Source organism: Acinetobacter schindleri CIP 107287, assembly GCF_000368625.1.
GTDB classification, from domain to species: Bacteria; Pseudomonadota; Gammaproteobacteria; order Pseudomonadales; family Moraxellaceae; genus Acinetobacter; species Acinetobacter schindleri.
In genome coordinates, this window is the sequence record NZ_KB849574.1 from 383,259 (window position 1) to 401,657 (window position 18,399).

The window sequence follows — 18,399 nt, forward strand, 5'->3', positions numbered from 1 at the left end:
AATCGCTATAAATGAATCGTATACTCAAGACATCTATTAGTTTTTGTTTAAGACGACAATAAAGAATAAAGGAGCACCTTATGAGTTTAGTTGTACCCGCTGAAAAAACCGATGCAGTACATACCGAAACCGATCGGGTAGAACGCATTCTGGTTGTCGATGACGATGTCCGTTTACGTACCTTGCTGCAACGCTTTTTAGAAGATAAGGGTTTTGTGGTCAAGACTGCGCATGATGCTACTCAAATGGACCGACTGCTACAGCGAGAACTGTTTTCTCTGATCGTGCTCGACTTTATGCTCCCTGTTGAGGATGGTCTGAGTATCTGTCGTCGTTTACGCCAGTCCAATATCGATACACCAATCATCATGCTGACAGCACGTGGTAGCGACTCGGACCGTATCGCAGGACTTGAAGCCGGTGCGGATGACTATCTACCTAAACCATTTAATCCAAATGAGTTATTAGCACGTATCCGTGCCATATTACGTCGTCAGGTACGTGAAGTACCAGGTGCGCCAAGCCAGCAAATGGAAGTGGTCAGCTTTGGGCCATGGTCACTTGATCTTTCTACCCGCACCTTGACTCGCGAAGGTCAGGTGGTAACCCTCACAACAGGTGAATTTGCTGTATTGAAAGCCTTAGTACAGCATCCACGTGAACCGTTAACACGTGACAAGCTGATGAATCTGGCACGTGGTCGTGAATGGGGGGCAATGGAACGTTCGATTGATGTGCAAGTGTCTCGCCTGCGTCGTCTGGTAGAGGAAAATCCGGCTCGTGCGCGTTATATCCAGACCGTATGGGGTGTGGGTTATGTCTTTGTTCCAGATGGGGCTGAATAAGAAAAACTATAAAGGGATAAGGATTACCTTCGTCTATTGTCTCTAAATGCCATTCGCTGCTGTCTGAGCCAAACTTGCATTCCTGGCTGGCATGAAACTTTACGAGTTCAGCGAATGGCACAGTTTTACTGGAATAAAAGTATTTTATTTATTGAAAAGTCTTTTATTAAAGACACAGGCAGTTAAGATTCTATCCCAAGAATATTTCTGTAAAATCTGGAAAACGCCCACAGGATGCTGGTGTGAAACTTGACCCCATCGACCCACAAGAATTTACTGATTTTGTCCATTACTCGGAAAAGAAACGTACCCGTATGGAACGTTTTCTCGACAAAATCAAGCCACGTTCAGCTGCAATGCGAACCGCGGTACTTGTGGTTTTTGTGGTCCTGTTCAGTCTGGTGATGTCGATTTGGTTTTTCTGGCGAACTCTTTATTTGCCGGAAATTCAGCAACATGCCCGCTATCTTGCTGTTGAACTGGAAATCCTGAATAATCCTAGCCTGCGCCTGTATCACCATGATCAGGAAGTAGATATCGATGATTATTTAAAAAGCCGTATCGGGATTGAGTACATTACCGACCCTGCACAGTATCCCAATATTCGTGAAAAGGTAATTGCCGAATTTTTTACCAGCAAAATTGAGGAAAAGCTGGCAAAAGAATTACGTATTGACCGGGCAACTGTATATTTCCAGTTTAAGCCTAGCCCCCAGATCTGGATTCAAACGCCTGAAATGAATGGTCATTGGGTTCGTGAACCTTTAAAAACCTATGCTAACTATAGCCCTGAACTGATTTTTGGCTGGTTGCTGGGTACACCATTGATTGCTGGCATTATTATTCTGACTTTAGTCCGTCAGCTGAATCGTCCGCTACGTCGCTTACAGGAAGCCGCGAATAGCTATAGTGCAACTGGTTCGGCACCCTATCTGGATACTAATCATGGGCCACTTGAAATCCGTCAAGTGAATAATGCCTTTAACCACATGATCTATACGCTAGAACAGACCGAGCGTGAACGCCGGATTATGCTTGCTGGTATTTCACATGATTTGCGCACGCCTCTGACCCGTATCCGCCTGAGTGCCGAGATGATGCCAGACGAAGATTTCCTCAAAGAAGGTCTGATTTATGATGTCGAAGACATGGATGCAATTTTAAATCAGTTTATTTCCTTTATGCGCGATGGTTCCGATGAAGAGCCACAAGAAACCAATGTCAATACACTACTACAAGAACTGGTTACCCAGTTTAAGCCGCTTGATATCCGCTTTACGCCTCAGGAATTACCGCTGATCCAAGCCCGCAGTATGTCGCTTAAACGATTGATTGGTAACTTGATTAATAATTCAAAACGCTATGGTGCCGAACCAGTTGATCTCTCTGCCCAGATTGAACAGGATCGACTGTTGATCAAAGTGGCCGATCATGGTGAAGGTATTCCAGAGGATCAAATTGAAGATCTCATGCAACCTTTTGTACGAGGTAATTCGGCTCGTACTGTTCAGGGGAGCGGATTGGGACTGGCCATTGTAAAACGGATTGTCGATATTCACTCTGGTGAACTATACATTCATAATCGACCTGAAGGTGGATTGGAAGCCATCATTTCACTACCAATTCATCAAGCGGAACCAGAACAGACTGCGACCCCGACCACGCTCGACAAAATCCGACAAAGTATTACTGGTCACTTTTAAGAATAGATTAATATTTATACATTTGATTTTTAGGATTTAATTTCTTATTTATACAAATAATATATTATTCAATATGTTAAAAATCATCATTTATTTTTATACCACTATTTGGCTAAAAAATTAGACCTTAGCCTAACACCTATGCAAAATACTTTTTTTGATCGGTACAATCCGTATCAGTATTCAGGAATTTAAGAGAGTTCAAATGTCTTTAGACCGTATCCGTTTAGCATCCCTACACAATAAGGTAATGAGTGCAGAACAGGCAGCTCAGTTCATCGAAGATGGCATGACTGTAGGTATGAGTGGCTTCACTCGTGCAGGTGAAGCAAAAGCGGTTCCACTGGCGCTGGTACAGCAGGCAAAAGCGAACCCATTAAAGATCACCCTCATCACTGGTGCTTCTCTAGGGAATGACCTGGACAAGCAATTAACAGAAGCTGGTGTATTGGCACGTCGTTTGCCATTCCAGGTGGACAACACCCTGCGTAAAGCAATCAACAAGGGTGAAGTGATGTTCATCGATCAGCATTTGTCTGAAACTGTTGAACAGATGCGTAACCAGCAGCTGAAAAAACCAGATGTAGCAGTGATTGAAGCGGTTGCGATTACTGAAGACGGCGGCATTATTCCTACAACTTCAGTTGGTAACTCTGCAAGCTTTGCAATTTTTGCAGAAAAAGTGATTGTAGAAATCAATACAAACTTAAGCCCAGCATTTGAAGGCTTACACGATATCTATATCCCGACTTATCGTCCAACACGTCAAGCGATTCCATTGACTAAAGTAGATGAGCGTATCGGTACACATGCAATCAATATCGATCCGGCGAAAATTGTTGGTATCGTAATTAATAGTGAATACCATGATTCTCCATCTACAGTAACAGCTCCGGATGATGAGACTCAATCTATCGCAAATCACCTGATTGCTTTCTTCGAAAAAGAAGTAGCAGCAGAGCGTTTACCGAAAAACTTAGGTCCACTTCAGGCCGGTATCGGTTCAATTGCAAATGCCGTATTGACTGGTCTGAAAGACTCTAATTTTGAAGACCTGATCATGTACTCAGAAGTACTGCAAGACTGTACTTTCGAATTAATCGATGCGGGTAAAATGAAATTTGCTTCAGGCTCATCAATTACCCTTTCTGCAAAATACGGCGAGAAAGTATTTAACAATCTTGAGCAATACAAAGATAAACTTGTATTACGTCCGCAAGAAATTTCTAACCATCCTGAACTGGTACGTCGTTTAGGTATCATCGGTATTAACACTGCACTTGAGTTTGATATCTACGGTAACGTGAACTCTACTCACGTATGTGGTAGCAAAATGATGAACGGTATCGGTGGTTCAGGTGACTTCGCGCGTAATGCGCATATTGCGATCTTCGTAACCAAGTCAATTGCCAAAGGCGGTGACATCTCATCTGTTGTTCCAATGGCATCTCATGTTGACCATACTGGCCATGACGTAGATGTGCTTGTAACTGAACAGGGTCTGGCAGATCTTCGTGGTTTAGCGCCACGTGAGCGTGCTCGTGCCATCATCGACAACTGTGTACACCCAATGTACAAAGATGCATTAAATGACTACTTTGATCGTGCATGTGTACGTGGTGGTCAGACACCTCACCTTCTAAATGAAGCGTTGAGCTGGCATGCAAACTTTGAAGAAACTGGTTCGATGTTAGCCTCTGTAAAAGAAGCTAAATCTGCATAATTGAGTGGATAAAAAAACGCCCTTCGGGGCGTTTTTTTATCGGCAAAACTTAATTAAACTTGATTTGATCACCAAGGGTTTTTCCGACTTCTGAGAGACCGTGAATACTTAAAGAACATTCAATCACACCAATCGATATTACATCCTGATTGATCTGTAAGGTTAACTGCCCTTTTTCATTAAACTGAAATACACTATTAAATAATCTCAAACTCTCCTGATTACTCTGTGCAGCTACTGGAAAACCCTGCGGCGTCATTCTTTGCAATGTATAAGCCCGATATAAATCTGTTTTTGTTTGAAATGAACGATCCTGTCCTGACACCAGCGCAAGTAAATCATCATCCAAATGTTCAAGACCAGATGAATCAAAAAAACTTGCAATTGCTGGAAGCTGAATCCCTGCCATTAACATAGCGCATGTATAGCTACAGACCCTATTCATAGCACTGCCTCCTAAATTTCAGCAATATCAAAATAGCATATCAATTTATAATAATATCAACTACTTATCATTATTTTATGAAATATCCACAACAGATCTATGCTATTCATTGAACTATTTCACAAAAAACATGAATATTCAGACGAATAACCAAAGACAAGTTAAGTAATAAAGAATGTCTAGAATTTAAAACTCTTTAATCTTCTCCCTAGTTCTTTCGACCTATTCAACCTTTAAATTCTGGCTATATGCCCTCATACTTCTCCTAATAGAAATATTTAGGAAATTTCATGCGCGTAGATATCTGGTCGGATGTGGTCTGCCCTTTTTGTTATATCGGTAAAAAACGTTTAGAAGCTGCTGCAGAACAAGCAGGTGTAGAACTTGAAGTCCACTGGCATAGTTTCCAGCTTGACCCTGAAGCACCCGTACGTCAGGAAATTTCTAATTCTGAACGACTTGCGCAGAAATATGGCCGTACTGTGGCAGAAGTCGAAGAAATGCAACGTAATATTGCCGAGATGGCCAAGGCAGAAGGTATTGAGTTTAACTGGGAAGGTGCCAACTCAGGCAATACCTTTAATGCTCACCGTATTATCCATCTTGCCCAGAGCAAAGGTTTAGGTAACGAAGCTGAAGAAGCTTTCTTCTATAGTTATATGACCCAAGGTCTAGCCATTGGCGAGCGTGAAACCTTAGAAGATGTTGCAGCCCGTATAGGCTTGAATCCTGTTGAAGTCGATGACGTGCTGAATTCAGAAGAATATGCAGATTTCGTTAAATTCGATCAGGAAATTGCACGCGACCAGTTGAAAGTTACAGGTGTTCCGTTCTTTGTATTTGACCAGCGTGTTGCCTTGGCGGGTGCCCAACCCAAGGAAGTATTTGTACAGGTTCTAGAAAAAGCGCTAGAGCCACCGCATGCTGCGGCAGAACAATGTACTGATGATCAATGTGATCTGCCTAAATCTGAATAAGATAAGGCACATAAAAAAATCCCCATTTCAAATGGGGATTTTTTTGTTCTGTGTTTATTCGACCAGAAAACTGATTTTAAGATTGACCCGATATTCAGTAATTTTATTGTCTTTGATGACAACTTTTTGTTCATTAATCCAGGCACCTTGAACATTCTTGACGGTTTCGGTGACCTTAGCAATGCCAGTCTGAATCGCATCCTCAAAGCTCTTATTGCTACTCGAATTAACTTCAACAACTTTTGCAATCGCCATGATGTAACTCTCTTTTTATGGTGAGTGAAGCGTCATCATAGTGGATTTAAATCCTGAGCAAACGTTCCTTAAACATCGGACAGCAAATCCTTACATGTGTTTTACAATACCGTGTTCACCTCAGTCTAATCAGCATGGCATCACCTTTTAAATCTTTCATATAAAAATCTTTATTCTTATTTAAATTATTATGGCTCTAGACTAGCAGATTTACACTTAATTTTACCTAATGAGGTTCCACAGCTCAGTTGCTAACTCATTAGGTTCCCTCATCCAACGCCATTCAGTTTCTTTAAGATGATAATCAAAGTACTCTTTTGATATGCCGTTAAACTTTGCTAGCCTTCTTTTACAAAAGCTCCAAAATGATTCTATTCCATTTATATGGTATTGTCCTCTAGCAAACTCATTTGCTCCGTGATTTACCCTAAAATGCTTTGAATAACCCACATCAACAAGACCATTATAGCCACGCCATCCATCACTATAAATCACACTCTCAAGTGCAACTTTACCAATGATAACCTCTTGTAAAGTCTTCATTTTACAGTCAGGTACGATTTCAGTATAGACGCGCCCATTACGTTCGAATATTCCAAATACTGGCTGTTTTAGAGTCCCACGACCACACTTTAACTTTCCATGAAACCCACGTTGCCTTTTCGCTCCAAAATAGCTTTCATCTACTTCTATTGAACCAACAAACTTAGCTCTTAAATCTGTTTGATGATCATAGATAGTTTCTCTAAAAAGCATGTACCAATAGTTAATCGTATTACGATTTAAATTGAGTAATAAGGCTGTTTTGGAAGCAGGAATATCAACACAAAAGCATTGAATAATTTTTTTAATCTTGTAGTGACTTAATTTACTGTTTTCTATCATGATTCTAGACTAACATAATCATTCTGCTAGTCTAGAGCCTTATTATTTTTTAAATAAGCCTTATGAAGAATGAGTTTTCTCGAAATTAGAGTAAAAGTTCTAATTTATTGTTTTTTATAAATAAAATTTTAATATTTTTTATAAAATTGCCGAATCAATCATTTTTTAATATTGGTGCTTTGATATCATTTTCACACAAATAAGGTTCTATTTTCTCCCAGTTCAATATATTGAACATCAGCTTATAAAGGTCATATTATGAACGCAATTAAATTTGTTCTGGCTGCAACGGTAATGGCACTTTCAGTAACTGCAACTGCGCAAATTGTCTACACACCTGACTTTCCAGCAAAAAAAGCGGCTGCAGTTGAAACTGTTGCGGCGGATACTGCTGAAACTGTAAAAGAAGCTTAATTTTCTAGCTTCTTTCTTAAAAAAAACAGGCTGAAATATTCAGCCTGTTTTTTATTTTTGCAGTACGACATCACAGAAAACGATTAAATTTATATTCAAGCTTATTTCAATTAACTAAATATTTTGATCCATGATTCATCCAGGTGATCTTCCACACCCTTCCAAATTTTATCGCGCTACATTTCTAGAAAATAATTGATAAAAAATAACATTTTTATATTTTCCTCCATATAATCAAAAAATGATCATTTTTTATATGTGACAAGTTTTGCCATGAATGAATTGCAAGCTTTAGTACAAGGTCAAATTTCACCACAGGCGATTCCACTTGATCATCTGTTGCAGTTAGCCGAACGTTATACCGACCCTAACTCAACTGAATATAAACTGATTGAACTGGCTGCCAATATCATTCTGGCCAAAAGCCTGGATAAAGCACTTAAATATTTATAATAGATGACGATAATGAATGCTCTTGAAAAAGTACGCCTGATTAAAGAACTGCATGAATTAGGACATGATCTGGATCATCGTAGTCTCAGCTTATATGAAGTAGTCCGCTCTAAAAAACGTGTGCAAGAAATTTTCCAGCAGTGCAATGAGCCTGTTTTCAAGAAACAGCTGCTGGCATTCAGAACCCGTCTTCAACCTGAACTTGCTGCACAGGAATTTGCTCGAGAAACCCATTATTACCATAGCTTCCGTGGTTTTTTTCTCAATGCAGATCATCTGAAGGAAGCCCTGTATGCTCACCCGCTTTCAGGTTGGGCTTTCTTGCATGACCCTAAACGTGGCTGGCAAATCTGGCTGATCCCAGCACCTCAACGTACTGCATTGATCAGTGAATGGAACCTTGATATAGAGCAGAGCTTTAGCTGGCTGTTACACCAGCAACAGCTTTCTTCATGTTTGAAAAGTGATCATGAATTACAAGCTACTGCAACCCCATTGTCTTTAGAGATGGTTGAAGAAAAGCTTCCTGAATCGTCTATAAATACTTATATCTCCAAACATGAGATTTGGGCGAATCCTCAAGTTTTGCCCGTTCAACAAAAAGCTTCAAATGTGCTTCAGACAATCGTACCTCTAGCAGAATTAGATTTAAGCCATTCAGAGCCAGACGAACCACAAGTAGAGAATAAGGAAAACATCGCAGTACCCGATATTCCAGCAACTCTTCTAGAATTTCAGGATTTATTATTTCAGGTTTCTGATGTTAGCTTGGTCGAAATAGGTAATCATCATCTTTTTGAATTAAGACTGGCTTCTGATTCATCCCTGCAACATCTCAAAATGGCTTGGCATTATCAGGCACATATAGACTGGAACTCTCAACCAATTTACCTGGCTGAGCAGATAGATAGCACGGGACGCTTTAGCCACTATTGTATGCTATTAGGGACAAGTGAATGGCAGCAAGCCATACAGTTAATGCAGTTCTGGGGACAACAACAGAATTATCATATTGCTGCTATTAAAACGATTAGCGCTGTTGAATTAAGTACTAAATTCTTGCAGCTTGATTCGCTCTATCAAACTTATTCCGAACAGGCCCGATTGATCTGGCAACAAAAGGATTATTTCCCATTTATTCCTCTGCATCAGATTACCACCAAAAAATTTATTCTATTTGATGAGCAGTCAGCCAACTTTCATACTCCCCTTCTGTTACTACAAGAACGTCAAAAATTGCGTGTGATTCATGGGGAACAACGTCTCAAGCTGTCTTCCACGGAACAGATGTATCCGTGCTTGATTCTGAAACGTGATCAGCAAATTAACTGGCAGCTGATCCACCAGATTCTGCTGGAGATTAAAGAGCCTGTGGCGGTAGCAGAACTTTATGCAAGCATCCTGGATAAAGCTTTGGAAAAATTGATGTAATTTTGTAGTTCTGGTTGCTTTTATTAGATGCAATTCTGCAAACTTATTCTTGAAATATAAAGAAAAAGAGCAAGAATAGCCCTATGAAAAAAAGCCGGATTTTGCCCGCATCTTTCTTACTGATCAGTTTAACAAGTATGAGTCCAATACTTTGGGCCGGGCTTGATCAATCTTCTGATACAAGCCAAACAGCCGAGGCCGATGAGCAGGAAGCAGAGCCTTCCAAAAGCTTTAGTTTCCTTGACTATATTCCGCGATTCATAGATAGCACGCCTACCTTTTTACCGGAGCAGTCGAGTGAATCTATCGTTCCCAGTACCCATGAGACTGAGGAAAATACCTGGGTAGATCGAAAACAAAAAGGGATTCGTCACTGGACTAACCGTACTGCAAATAAAATTGACAACTGGTTTGGTGACCCTGATGAAAATGAACCTGCACGTGCGACCCTGAGAGTGATCGTGGATAATAGCTGGAACAAATATGATGAATATGAAGTCAAACCCCGTATTCGCGGCAGAATCAAGCTTCCCACATTAGAACGTAAACTCAGTGTAGTCTTTGGTGATGACAGCCTCGATAATGAACTGAATGGCAATGTCGCAATTACCAATGAGAATCCAGGCAATGCGCCTGACAGACGGCTGGACCGTAGCCGGACACGAGAAAATAACAGCTCTCTCGCATTGCGCTGGTCGGAACTTTCTAAAAAACTTCCTTTTGAAACTGATCTGGATCTGGGGATACGTTCTGGCGATGATATCTATGTCCGTGTAAAAGCAAGTCGAGATTGGGCACTACATAATGACTTCTCATTCCATGCCGAACAGATCTATCGTTACGGGATTGATAGTGAAAACTATCTGCGAACCAACCTGGAATTGACCCATGCGCGCCCTAATCAACCTTTTCTCTCCAACCAATTCAGCCTGATCTATGCAGATGAACAGGATGATGATTTACGCTGGAACAATTACAGTTTTCGACAGCACCAGTTCTTTAATGCTCACCGCTTCAGTTACGGCCTCTATACTGGGGGTTATATGAATGACAAAGATCTACGCCTGAATACTTGGGGACCCTATGCCTCTTGGCGTCAGCCTTTTCTTCGTGAATGGTTCTTTGTGCAGACTGATGTCAATTATTTAAATGACCATCGTGAGGATCGGAGTCATTACCTAGGTGCCGCAGTCCGTCTGGAGGCCATCTTCTAAAATCAATAGTGCTATATATGCAAAAAGCCCATAAAAGATGGGCTTTTAAAACCAGTAAAGCTTTCATTCATTAAATCTTCCTAAACACAATACGGTCGTACGCATGATACGTTCAGGTTGCCAAGATGGCTGACCCAAGCTGGCTTGATTAAAGGCTATATGATTGCTCTGCTGTACAAGCTCAACCCATAAATCTTTCATTTTCATATATTTATAAGAAATTATACGATCCGTACGCATCACTTTTTAGTACTAGTTCGCCATCGTGAGCTGGCTCATGGAGATCAGTAAGGTAGTTAACAGACTTATGACGATACTGATTTTATGATTTATATCTCCATTAACTTAATAATCACTACTATTGATTATTTAATACAATATTATGTTTTTATTTGATGATAGATTCTTCAGATCAAACCTCCTTTATCATCAAAAATTTACAGTAGATAATCATAAAAAACCCTTCTAGTAGAAGGGTTTTTCAAGTTTAAAATTTAAGCTAATAACAGACTGTTAATACGCTTTACATATTCGGCCGGATTCTCTGGTAAACCACCTTCTGCAATCACCGCCTGATCAAAGATGACATTGGCCAGGTCATCAAACTGGGTAGTGCCTTCCAGTTTTTTCACCAATGGATGTTCAGGGTTGATCTCTAAAATCGGTTTCATATCGGGTACAGGCTGCCCTGCATCTTTCAGCATACGGATCAACTGTGGTGATAACTCCCCTTCTCCTGTCACCAGACAGGCTGGTGAATCTACCAGACGAGTTGTTACACGCACTTCCTTGGTTTTATCCTTCAAGGAATCCGTAAGTTTATCGACCACAGGCTTAAACTGCTCAGCAGCTGCTTCAAGCGCTTTCTTCTCTTCAGCATCTTGCAGATCACCGAGATCTACTGCACCCTTAGATACATTCTGCAACGGCGTACCATCAAACTCATGTACGAAGTTCATTGCCCATTCATCTACGCGCTCAGACATGAGGAGAACTTCAATGCCTTTTTTCTTGAACAGTTCCAGCTGAGGAGAATTTTTCGCTGCATTCAGACTGTCAGCCGTTACATAATAAATAGCCTTTTGACCTTCCTTCATGCGAGCTTTATAGTCTGCCAATGAAGTACTGATTTCATCATTGGTTGAGGTTGCATAACGCAGTAATTTCAGGATGCGTTCACGGTTACTAAAATCTTCACCCAAACCTTCTTTCAGCACAGCACCAAATTCACGGTAGAAAGTTTTGAAGTTTTCCTGATCTTTTTCATCTTCAGACTTGGCCAGATTATCCAGCATGGTCAGGATACGACGGGTATTGCCTTCACGAATCGTTTTGACGTCACGGCTTTCCTGTAGTAATTCGCGACTTACATTTAATGGTAAATCTGCACTATCCACCACACCTTGTACAAAGCGCAGATAGTTTGGAATCAGGTTATCCGCATCATCCATAATAAAGACACGTTTCACATACAGCTTAATCCCTGCTTTAGCATCACGGGTGAAAATATTCTGTGGAGCCTTGCTCGGTACATAAAGCAGCTGGGTGTATTCCGTGCTACCTTCCACACGATTATGTGCCCAAGCCAGCGGTGCAGCAAAGTCATGAGTCAGGTTCTTATAAAACTCGACATACTGTTCTTCAGTAATCTCAGATTTATTACGGGTCCATAAAGCACTGGCAGAGTTGATCGCTTCCCACTCGTCCGTCTTCACATATTGACCACCTTTTGGTGTTTCACCCTCTGCAGCTTCTTCTTCCTGCCAGACTTCTTTCTGCATTTGGATAGGCAGGCTGATATGGTCAGAATATTTATTAATAATCTGCTTTACTTTATAGCTTTGCAGATAATCCAAAGCATCTTCACGCAAATGCAGGATAATGTCCGTACCACGGCCATCTTTAGTAATCTGTTCAACTTCGAAATCACCTGTACCCCCACTGATCCAGCGTACGCCTTCAGACTTGTCCGCACCTGCACGACGGGACTCTACAGTGATCTTGTCAGCGACAATAAAGCCTGAATAGAAACCGACACCAAACTGACCGATCAACTGGGCATCGGCTTTTTGATCCCCGGTCAGTTTTGACATAAAGTCTTTGGTACCTGATTTGGCAATCGTCCCCAGATTATCAATGGCTTCTTGCTGGCTTAAGCCAATGCCATTATCAGAAATAGTAATGGTTTTATTGTTTTGATCGAGGCTGACCCGAACACGCAGGTCAGGTTCATTTTCATAATATTCAGGATGATTGATCCCTTCAAAGCGTAACTTGTCGCATGCATCTGAAGCATTTGAAATCAATTCACGCAGGAAAATTTCAGGGTTTGAGTATAGCGAATGTGTCACGAGGTGCAGTAATTGCGCTACCTCGGCCTGGAAACTATGCTTTTGTGCGTTTGACTCGCTCATTCTTCACTCCTTTCATTATTGGAAACAGACTTAAGCTGATGCCTATATGAATGGAGTGAGTTGTTTAATTTTCAATAGTATCTAATGATTTTCATGCAAAAAATTTAATCATTCAAAATGGTCCCTGACGGTAAACCCGATCAAATTGCAAGTCAATCTGCTGCTGGCGCATTTTATATACCTGCATCAGACAGTCGACAGACTCCTGACACTGATCACGAAACTGTAACCACTTGACCTGATCTCGCTGAATGACCGAGCGCGTACCCATGGGCACAAGATGACGGATAATATTGTAACTGGTGGCCATTTTGACATCGGCATCATTCAGTGTCCGATGCTGACAAATCGCCTTTTCAGTTTGTGACTGAGCCTTCTGGCAGTCGAAACTTGCCGCATAGCTTTGAGTCGTCCAGACCATAAAGAAGACCAATCCACTTCTAAGCAACCACTTCATTCTTGATCTTCCTATTCTCTTTATTGTATTCAGATTATCTTTAACTTTATTGCATTCAATATATTTGAACAGGGCGAATCTGCTCAATTAAATCACGTTATAAATCGTTGTTATTTTGCAAAAAAAAAGCCCTATCCGTAGATAAGGCTTTTGGATAATTTCAAAGCTTAGAATTTGTAGCTATAGCCAATGGTGTAAACCATAGGATCAATATCTAGATCAAATTTAGCTGGTACATCTCCAGTCAAAGTAACTTCAGGGCTAATTTGTGCATAACGTGCATCAAAGTAAACACCCCAGTTTTTCGCATCAGCTGGTTGATAGCCGAAGCCTACCTGTCCAGCAAAGCCAAAATCTTCTTTTACATCTACGTCAGTATCGCCTAGACCTTTTGTACGTTCATCCCAAGCAACAAATACTGTACCACCTACACCAATGTATGGAGTAAAGCGAGTTGAGTTTTTAAAATGATACTTTGCAGTCAATGTTGGTGGTAAATGTTTAATTCGCACTACATCTGTACCATTTAATTCAACATCATGATTAATGGGTGCTGCAAGTAATAATTCTGCAGAGATGTTGTCATTAAAGAAATATTCAACCGATGGTGTAAATGCTAATTCGTCCGCAGCTTTTAGCTCAGCATCTGGGCCAAGCTGATACTCACCAGTCGGAGAAACAACCGAGCCACCTACCTTAACTTGCCACTGGCCTGCCATCGCAGATGCGGAAAGACCCATTAATGCAATTAGAGCAACTTGCTTTAACATTTTTAATACCCCACGGGAAGAATAATTATTAAGAAAAATATACCTTAATTAATAATAAACATGGTTAAAATTAATATGCAATAGATATTATAAAATCAAATTATAAGTATTATTTAAGTATATGTAATTAATATATATTTATTTTAATCTGACCAACCTGGTTGGATTAAAATACCAACCAAGTTAATCTGATTTAATTATTATTTATTCCAAGCAGACAAGTCAGAATTAATAGGCACCAATTCAAATAAAATGTGTGAAACATCACACAATCAAAGCACCATTGCCGCAATCCAGCCAAAAATCAGCAATGGAATGTTGTAGTGGATAAAGGTTGGAATCACACTGTCCTTCATATGGTCATGTTGACCATCCATATTCAAGCCAGACGTTGGGCCAAGGGTAGAATCTGACGCTGGCGAACCTGCATCCCCCAGTGCTGCAGCAGTACCAATAATGGCAATAGTTGCTTCAGGACTAAAGCCGAACTGAATGCATAACGGTACATAAATGATGGCTAGAATTGGCACAGTCGAGAATGATGAACCGATCCCAAGAGTTACTAGCAGACCAATCAAGAGCATTAAGAAGGCTGCAAATGCTTTACTTTGACCAATCCATTCTACAGAGGCCTGAACCAGCGCTGGCACCTGATTGGTTGCTTCAATGACTGAGGCGAAGCCTTGGGCAGCGATCATAATGAAACCAACCAGTGCCATCATACGCATACCGGTAATGATCACATCATCTGCTTCTTTCCATTTAAAGATTCCGGCACAGCTAAGAATTGCTACGCCCACCAAACCTGCAAGAATCATAGAATCTGAATACAGCTGCACAGCCAGCGTTGCTACAACTGCAATCACTGCCATCCAGATGGTGAACTTGGCAATTTGAGGTCGAGCTGCCTGCTGTTCTACGCCCAGTTCGGCAGAAATACTCTGCTGCTGTTCGACCTGGATATCTTTATACACACGTGGCTTACGATAGCTGATAAAGATCGCAACCAGCAAACCGATAAACATGCCAAATACAGGAAGCGCCATGGCAGCTGGAATCTGGTCATAGGTGATCTGGAAGCCATAAGCTTTACCAAAAGTATTGATATTCTGACCCAAAATATCATTCAGGAAGATTGCACCAAAACCAACTGGAATCAGCATATAGGTCGCAACCAGACCAAATGTCAGCAAACAGGCCACCAGACGGCGGTCTAACTGCAAGTGATTAAATACAATCAATAAAGGCGGAATCAACACAGGTATAAACGCAATATGCACAGGAATCACGTTTTGAGAGAAGACCGCTGCAATTGCAACAGTTGCAAAAATCATATATTTAACACGATTTTGTGCTTTAATATCAGCCTCACCTTTTAAGGTACTAATCATCTTATAAGCCAAAAGATCAGGCAGGCCTGAACGTGCCAAAGCTAAAGCAAATGCACCTAAAATACCGTAAGCCAAGGCAATTTTAGCACCACCACCCAGGCCATTGTTAAATGCATCTAAAGTTCCCTGGAGGCCTAGACCCGCCAGCAAACCACCAAGAATAGCACCAATGACCAGGGCAAAAACCACAGGTACACGTGCCAAGGAGAGTCCACACATGACTCCGATAGCAGCAAGAATCGCAAACATAATGAATTGGGAATGAGAGAAAGGGAGGTATTTTATCAGAAAATGCGAATAAAAATTCCCCTACATTTTTATCAATCCAAATCCATCTTTGTGATTGGCTTAAGCATGCTGCTGAGTAAACTCACGGATAGACTCTGCAATAAGTTTTGGCTGGCTTAAGATTGCCCAATGATTGGCATCTAGCTCTACCCTGGAAAAGGTTTGCACCCATTTTGGCATTTCATCAACCAGTTGCGGACTGACGAAATTATCCCGCTTTAGCACAATGGCCTGTACCGGACAGATGGCATAGCGTTCACGGGGTTTAAGCAACCTTGGAATAAAATTGGCCCGATACAGCCCAACACCATATTTTCCATCTTTGACAATATTCTGGTTCAATGGCAGTCCTTCTTTGCCTTCCAGTTCCCGAATAATTTTGCCCCAACGTTCAGGATTGAAAAAATTCCATGCAGTTGGTGCCAGCCAAGGCAATTGAAACATGGCGATATACCAGGACTTGCCTAATTGTTTAAAAAATCTTGATCGGTTTTGCTTGAACTGATTCCGCATCCAGAAGGCGGCATGGTCCAGACAGGGACCTGAAATCGTGGTAAAGGAAAGAATACGGCCTTCGAATCTTGGGTCAGTCACCGATTCCCAGGACTGAATCGCCCCCCAGTCATGGGCAACCAAATGAAAAGATTGTGCTGGAAGAACGGCATTCACTACTTCCTCCAGATCCATACTCAGACGCTCTAGACGATAATCATGGATATATTTGGGAATGGATGAATCCCCTGCGCCACGCACATCATAAGTAACGATAAAATAATCCGGCAGATAGACAATTACATTTTTCCAGACCTCCTGATGATCCGGATAGCCATGCACCAAAACCAAAGCAGGCTTGCTGATATCACCAAAAGTTCTTACTGCAAGACGCTGCTGATCACTGGTTGCCACCCATTGAGTTTGTGTTTCCATCTGGTCTTCCTTTATTGTTATTGACCGTTTATTTTATAACTCGGCATGATTTATCAATGCCATCACAATTTTGTTGTTCTAGTATGCATAGCTATACAAGAAAAAAGAATGTCAGTATGAGCCTATTACGTAAAATTCAAAGCCTGCCTTTGGTCACTAAATTTATCTTAAACCGTTATGCACCCTATCGTGGAGCGGGTATCGAAATTGATGAACTGGATTATGCCAACTATCGTATTCGCGTGAAAATGCCACTAACTCGTAAAAACCAGAATATTGTCGGCGTACATTTTGGGGGTAGCCTGTATTCCATGGTCGATCCCTTTTACATGTTGCTGCTGATGCATCATTTGGGACCAAAATATATTGTCTGGGATAAAGAAGCGACCATCCAGTTCCTCTCTCCAGGCCGCGGAACCGTGTATGCAGACATACGCATTGATGCTGAAGAAGTGACTACTATTATGAATTTGGCGGCTGATCATGCTCCTGTCTATCGTAACTATCAGGTCGATATTTATGATGATTCAGGTGTGCGTATTGCAGAGGTAAAAAAGACCATATATATCCGTCGTAAAAAACCTAAGGCTCTCTTTAAAAATAAATAGAAATTGGATCAACACAATAAAAGCGCCTGTAAAGGCGCTTTTATATATTAATACCAGATAGGGCTGTGATTAACGTCGTTGCTCAATCGCCGCGCCTGCACCACCGCCGATCGCACCACCGATTGCTGCACCAGCGTTACCACCAAAAATACTCTTACCAACGGCTGAGCCCACAGCGCCGCCTACACCACTGTAGGTTGCATTGCGGTTAGAGCCGCCTTGAGTTTTACTTCCGACAGCGGCACCGGCACCACCGCCAATAGCAGAACCCCAGCCACCGCCGACACTATTACCCACACCACCACCGACTGCGCCACCGAGTGCTGCAGCACCTACACGTTGATCACGGGCAGACATATTTTCACAACCTGCTAACATAAAGGTTGAAACTGTCACCGCAGCCACTACGCCAATTAACTTTTTCATGATCCAGCTCCCTGTTCGATTCCTCTGTCTTATGAGTTAAGAGTAACTGGAATTTAAGGAGCGATTTATAACAAGATGTTAAATCTTGAAACTCCCCTACGCTATTTTGTAAATAGCACATGAAATTGGATCTTTTAATTTTATTCCGCAGTATCTACCATGAGCAAATCACGAGAGGTTGCACCATCTTCAGTTATCACGGTATGCGTTACCTCGGTTTTATCCGTACCAGTATGTTGCTGCAATTGTAGAGTACGTTTTACAGGTTCAGCCTGATCTTTTTTAAACTCGATCCCTTCAGCATCAATAGTTCTGGTTTGCTGGAGGATTTCACCGTCCTGCTTCAATGTCGTATTGAATTCAATTTTAGAGGTAGGAACAATCACACCCCCCTTTTGAATCACTGGAATTGACAGTTTTTTATCCGAGAACTGCCCCAGAGTGTCATCAAATACCACTTCTTTAGCAACAATATCCTTGCCTTTATTGGTGATTTCCAGAATCGTGGCTTCAACATGACGTACAGGTTGCTGTCCTTCTACTCGACGCAGCACTTCAGTTTTTAGTACAGGAACCACAGCTTTATCTTCAACCATAATGGTATTGGGCATGGGCGCTGCAAATGAAACAGTTGAGACTACGAATAATGTGGTAACCGCTAATTTTTTACTTATAGAACGCATTTTTCCCTCTCAATAAAAAAATAAGACCTGAGCTTAACAAGCGGCGCTTGTACTACAGATCATCGGTATGGATTAGGATTAATAAGTAGC

Annotated in this window: 20 protein-coding genes; 9 read left to right on the plus strand and 11 right to left on the minus strand. The window is 41.3% G+C overall.

The annotated features are described in order from the left end of the window. Positions 1-80: 80 nt before the first annotated feature. The 3 genes from ompR (at position 81) to F955_RS02010 (ending at position 4,271) form a co-directional block, all read left to right on the plus strand. Positions 81-845: an osmolarity response regulator transcription factor OmpR gene (gene ompR / locus F955_RS02000; RefSeq protein ID WP_004890528.1), complete on the plus strand. Its 765-nt coding sequence runs from the start codon at positions 81-83 to the stop codon at positions 843-845. 242 nt (positions 846-1,087) lie between these two features. Beyond that, entirely contained in the window at positions 1,088-2,548 is a 1,461-nt protein-coding gene (locus F955_RS02005) for an ATP-binding protein (protein WP_004890529.1), read from the plus strand. 205 nt (positions 2,549-2,753) lie between these two features. Further along, a complete protein-coding gene (locus F955_RS02010; protein ID WP_004890531.1) occupies positions 2,754-4,271 on the plus strand; it encodes an acetyl-CoA hydrolase/transferase family protein in 1,518 nt (505 codons plus the stop codon). Between the two features lie 49 nt (positions 4,272-4,320). Here the strand turns inward: F955_RS02010 and F955_RS02015 are convergent, their stop codons facing one another. Beyond that, the gene (locus F955_RS02015; RefSeq protein ID WP_017401611.1) at positions 4,321-4,680 is read right to left on the minus strand and encodes a hypothetical protein; all 360 of its coding nucleotides are present in this window, start codon (positions 4,678-4,680) and stop codon (positions 4,321-4,323) included. 326 nt (positions 4,681-5,006) lie between these two features. Here F955_RS02015 and F955_RS02020 point away from each other — a divergent pair, with 326 nt between their 5' ends. Next, entirely contained in the window at positions 5,007-5,693 is a 687-nt protein-coding gene (locus F955_RS02020) for a DsbA family oxidoreductase (protein WP_004890536.1), read from the plus strand. Between the two features lie 54 nt (positions 5,694-5,747). Here the strand turns inward: F955_RS02020 and F955_RS02025 are convergent, their stop codons facing one another. Further along, positions 5,748-5,948, minus strand: a complete 201-nt coding sequence (locus F955_RS02025) for a dodecin family protein (RefSeq protein WP_004813529.1) — start codon at positions 5,946-5,948, stop codon at positions 5,748-5,750. A gap of 222 nt (positions 5,949-6,170) precedes the next feature. Continuing rightward, positions 6,171-6,833 carry an IS1595-like element ISAcra1 family transposase gene (locus tag F955_RS02030; protein ID WP_004890539.1) on the minus strand — a complete coding sequence of 221 codons (663 nt, stop codon included), beginning with the start codon at positions 6,831-6,833 and terminating at the stop codon, positions 6,171-6,173. A gap of 258 nt (positions 6,834-7,091) precedes the next feature. On the opposite strand from F955_RS02030, the gene F955_RS16675 reads away from it, so the two are divergent. The 4 genes from F955_RS16675 to F955_RS02045 all read left to right on the plus strand — a co-directional run bounded on the left by F955_RS16675 (position 7,092) and on the right by F955_RS02045 (position 10,345). Next, entirely contained in the window at positions 7,092-7,247 is a 156-nt protein-coding gene (locus F955_RS16675; protein ID WP_004890542.1) for a hypothetical protein, read from the plus strand. A gap of 273 nt (positions 7,248-7,520) precedes the next feature. Then, positions 7,521-7,700, plus strand: a complete 180-nt coding sequence (locus F955_RS02035; RefSeq protein WP_004890544.1) for a hypothetical protein — start codon at positions 7,521-7,523, stop codon at positions 7,698-7,700. A 12-nt stretch (positions 7,701-7,712) separates the two neighbouring features. Further along, positions 7,713-9,131, plus strand: coding sequence for a hypothetical protein (locus F955_RS02040; protein ID WP_004890547.1), 1,419 nt, complete (start codon positions 7,713-7,715; stop codon positions 9,129-9,131). 137 nt (positions 9,132-9,268) lie between these two features. Continuing rightward, on the plus strand, positions 9,269-10,345 hold the full coding sequence (locus F955_RS02045) for a hypothetical protein (RefSeq protein ID WP_373853549.1): 1,077 nt from the start codon (positions 9,269-9,271) through the stop codon (positions 10,343-10,345). 63 nt (positions 10,346-10,408) lie between these two features. On the opposite strand, the gene F955_RS16815 is transcribed toward F955_RS02045, so the two are convergent. From F955_RS16815 to F955_RS02075, 6 genes are all read right to left on the minus strand, one after another. Beyond that, entirely contained in the window at positions 10,409-10,546 is a 138-nt protein-coding gene (locus F955_RS16815) for a hypothetical protein (RefSeq protein WP_228127670.1), read from the minus strand. 293 nt (positions 10,547-10,839) lie between these two features. Next, on the minus strand, positions 10,840-12,759 hold the full coding sequence (htpG, locus tag F955_RS02055; protein ID WP_004890551.1) for a molecular chaperone HtpG: 1,920 nt from the start codon (positions 12,757-12,759) through the stop codon (positions 10,840-10,842). 112 nt (positions 12,760-12,871) lie between these two features. Beyond that, on the minus strand, positions 12,872-13,216 hold the full coding sequence (locus F955_RS02060; protein ID WP_004890554.1) for a lysozyme inhibitor LprI family protein: 345 nt from the start codon (positions 13,214-13,216) through the stop codon (positions 12,872-12,874). A gap of 167 nt (positions 13,217-13,383) precedes the next feature. Further along, positions 13,384-13,986 (minus strand): OmpW/AlkL family protein, encoded by a 603-nt coding sequence (locus tag F955_RS02065; RefSeq protein ID WP_004890557.1) that lies wholly within the window; start codon positions 13,984-13,986, stop codon positions 13,384-13,386. A gap of 272 nt (positions 13,987-14,258) precedes the next feature. Next, the gene (locus tag F955_RS02070; protein WP_004890559.1) at positions 14,259-15,626 is read right to left on the minus strand and encodes a Na+/H+ antiporter family protein; all 1,368 of its coding nucleotides are present in this window, start codon (positions 15,624-15,626) and stop codon (positions 14,259-14,261) included. Positions 15,627-15,725: 99 nt separating this feature from the next. Next, positions 15,726-16,592, minus strand: a complete 867-nt coding sequence (locus F955_RS02075) for an alpha/beta fold hydrolase (protein WP_004890562.1) — start codon at positions 16,590-16,592, stop codon at positions 15,726-15,728. A 116-nt stretch (positions 16,593-16,708) separates the two neighbouring features. On the opposite strand from F955_RS02075, the gene F955_RS02080 reads away from it, so the two are divergent. Then, a complete protein-coding gene (locus F955_RS02080) occupies positions 16,709-17,200 on the plus strand; it encodes a DUF4442 domain-containing protein (protein WP_017401545.1) in 492 nt (163 codons plus the stop codon). Between the two features lie 69 nt (positions 17,201-17,269). Here F955_RS02080 and F955_RS02085 read toward each other — a convergent pair whose 3' ends face one another. Continuing rightward, on the minus strand, positions 17,270-17,626 hold the full coding sequence (locus tag F955_RS02085) for a hypothetical protein (protein ID WP_004813553.1): 357 nt from the start codon (positions 17,624-17,626) through the stop codon (positions 17,270-17,272). Between the two features lie 140 nt (positions 17,627-17,766). Then, positions 17,767-18,309 (minus strand): hypothetical protein, encoded by a 543-nt coding sequence (locus F955_RS02090; protein WP_004890567.1) that lies wholly within the window; start codon positions 18,307-18,309, stop codon positions 17,767-17,769. Positions 18,310-18,399 lie beyond the last annotated feature (90 nt).

Coding starts and splice junctions, on each gene's coding strand:
- F955_RS02065 (WP_004890557.1), bottom strand. CDS start 13,986: ATGTTAAAGCAAGTTGCTCTAATTGCATTAATGGGTCTTTCCGCATCT.
- F955_RS02015 (WP_017401611.1), bottom strand. CDS start 4,680: ATGGCAGGGATTCAGCTTCCAGCAATTGCAAGTTTTTTTGATTCATCT.
- ompR (WP_004890528.1), top strand. CDS start 81: ATGAGTTTAGTTGTACCCGCTGAAAAAACCGATGCAGTACATACCGAA.
- F955_RS02070 (WP_004890559.1), bottom strand. CDS start 15,626: ATGTTTGCGATTCTTGCTGCTATCGGAGTCATGTGTGGACTCTCCTTG.
- F955_RS02040 (WP_004890547.1), top strand. CDS start 7,713: ATGAATGCTCTTGAAAAAGTACGCCTGATTAAAGAACTGCATGAATTA.
- F955_RS16815 (WP_228127670.1), bottom strand. CDS start 10,546: ATGAAAGATTTATGGGTTGAGCTTGTACAGCAGAGCAATCATATAGCC.
- F955_RS02080 (WP_017401545.1), top strand. CDS start 16,709: ATGAGCCTATTACGTAAAATTCAAAGCCTGCCTTTGGTCACTAAATTT.
- F955_RS02045 (WP_373853549.1), top strand. CDS start 9,269: ATGAGTCCAATACTTTGGGCCGGGCTTGATCAATCTTCTGATACAAGC.
- F955_RS02060 (WP_004890554.1), bottom strand. CDS start 13,216: ATGAAGTGGTTGCTTAGAAGTGGATTGGTCTTCTTTATGGTCTGGACG.
- F955_RS02020 (WP_004890536.1), top strand. CDS start 5,007: ATGCGCGTAGATATCTGGTCGGATGTGGTCTGCCCTTTTTGTTATATC.
- F955_RS02030 (WP_004890539.1), bottom strand. CDS start 6,833: ATGATAGAAAACAGTAAATTAAGTCACTACAAGATTAAAAAAATTATT.
- F955_RS02010 (WP_004890531.1), top strand. CDS start 2,754: ATGTCTTTAGACCGTATCCGTTTAGCATCCCTACACAATAAGGTAATG.
- F955_RS16675 (WP_004890542.1), top strand. CDS start 7,092: ATGAACGCAATTAAATTTGTTCTGGCTGCAACGGTAATGGCACTTTCA.
- F955_RS02035 (WP_004890544.1), top strand. CDS start 7,521: ATGAATGAATTGCAAGCTTTAGTACAAGGTCAAATTTCACCACAGGCG.
- F955_RS02025 (WP_004813529.1), bottom strand. CDS start 5,948: ATGGCGATTGCAAAAGTTGTTGAAGTTAATTCGAGTAGCAATAAGAGC.
- F955_RS02085 (WP_004813553.1), bottom strand. CDS start 17,626: ATGAAAAAGTTAATTGGCGTAGTGGCTGCGGTGACAGTTTCAACCTTT.
- htpG (WP_004890551.1), bottom strand. CDS start 12,759: ATGAGCGAGTCAAACGCACAAAAGCATAGTTTCCAGGCCGAGGTAGCG.
- F955_RS02090 (WP_004890567.1), bottom strand. CDS start 18,309: ATGCGTTCTATAAGTAAAAAATTAGCGGTTACCACATTATTCGTAGTC.
- F955_RS02075 (WP_004890562.1), bottom strand. CDS start 16,592: ATGGAAACACAAACTCAATGGGTGGCAACCAGTGATCAGCAGCGTCTT.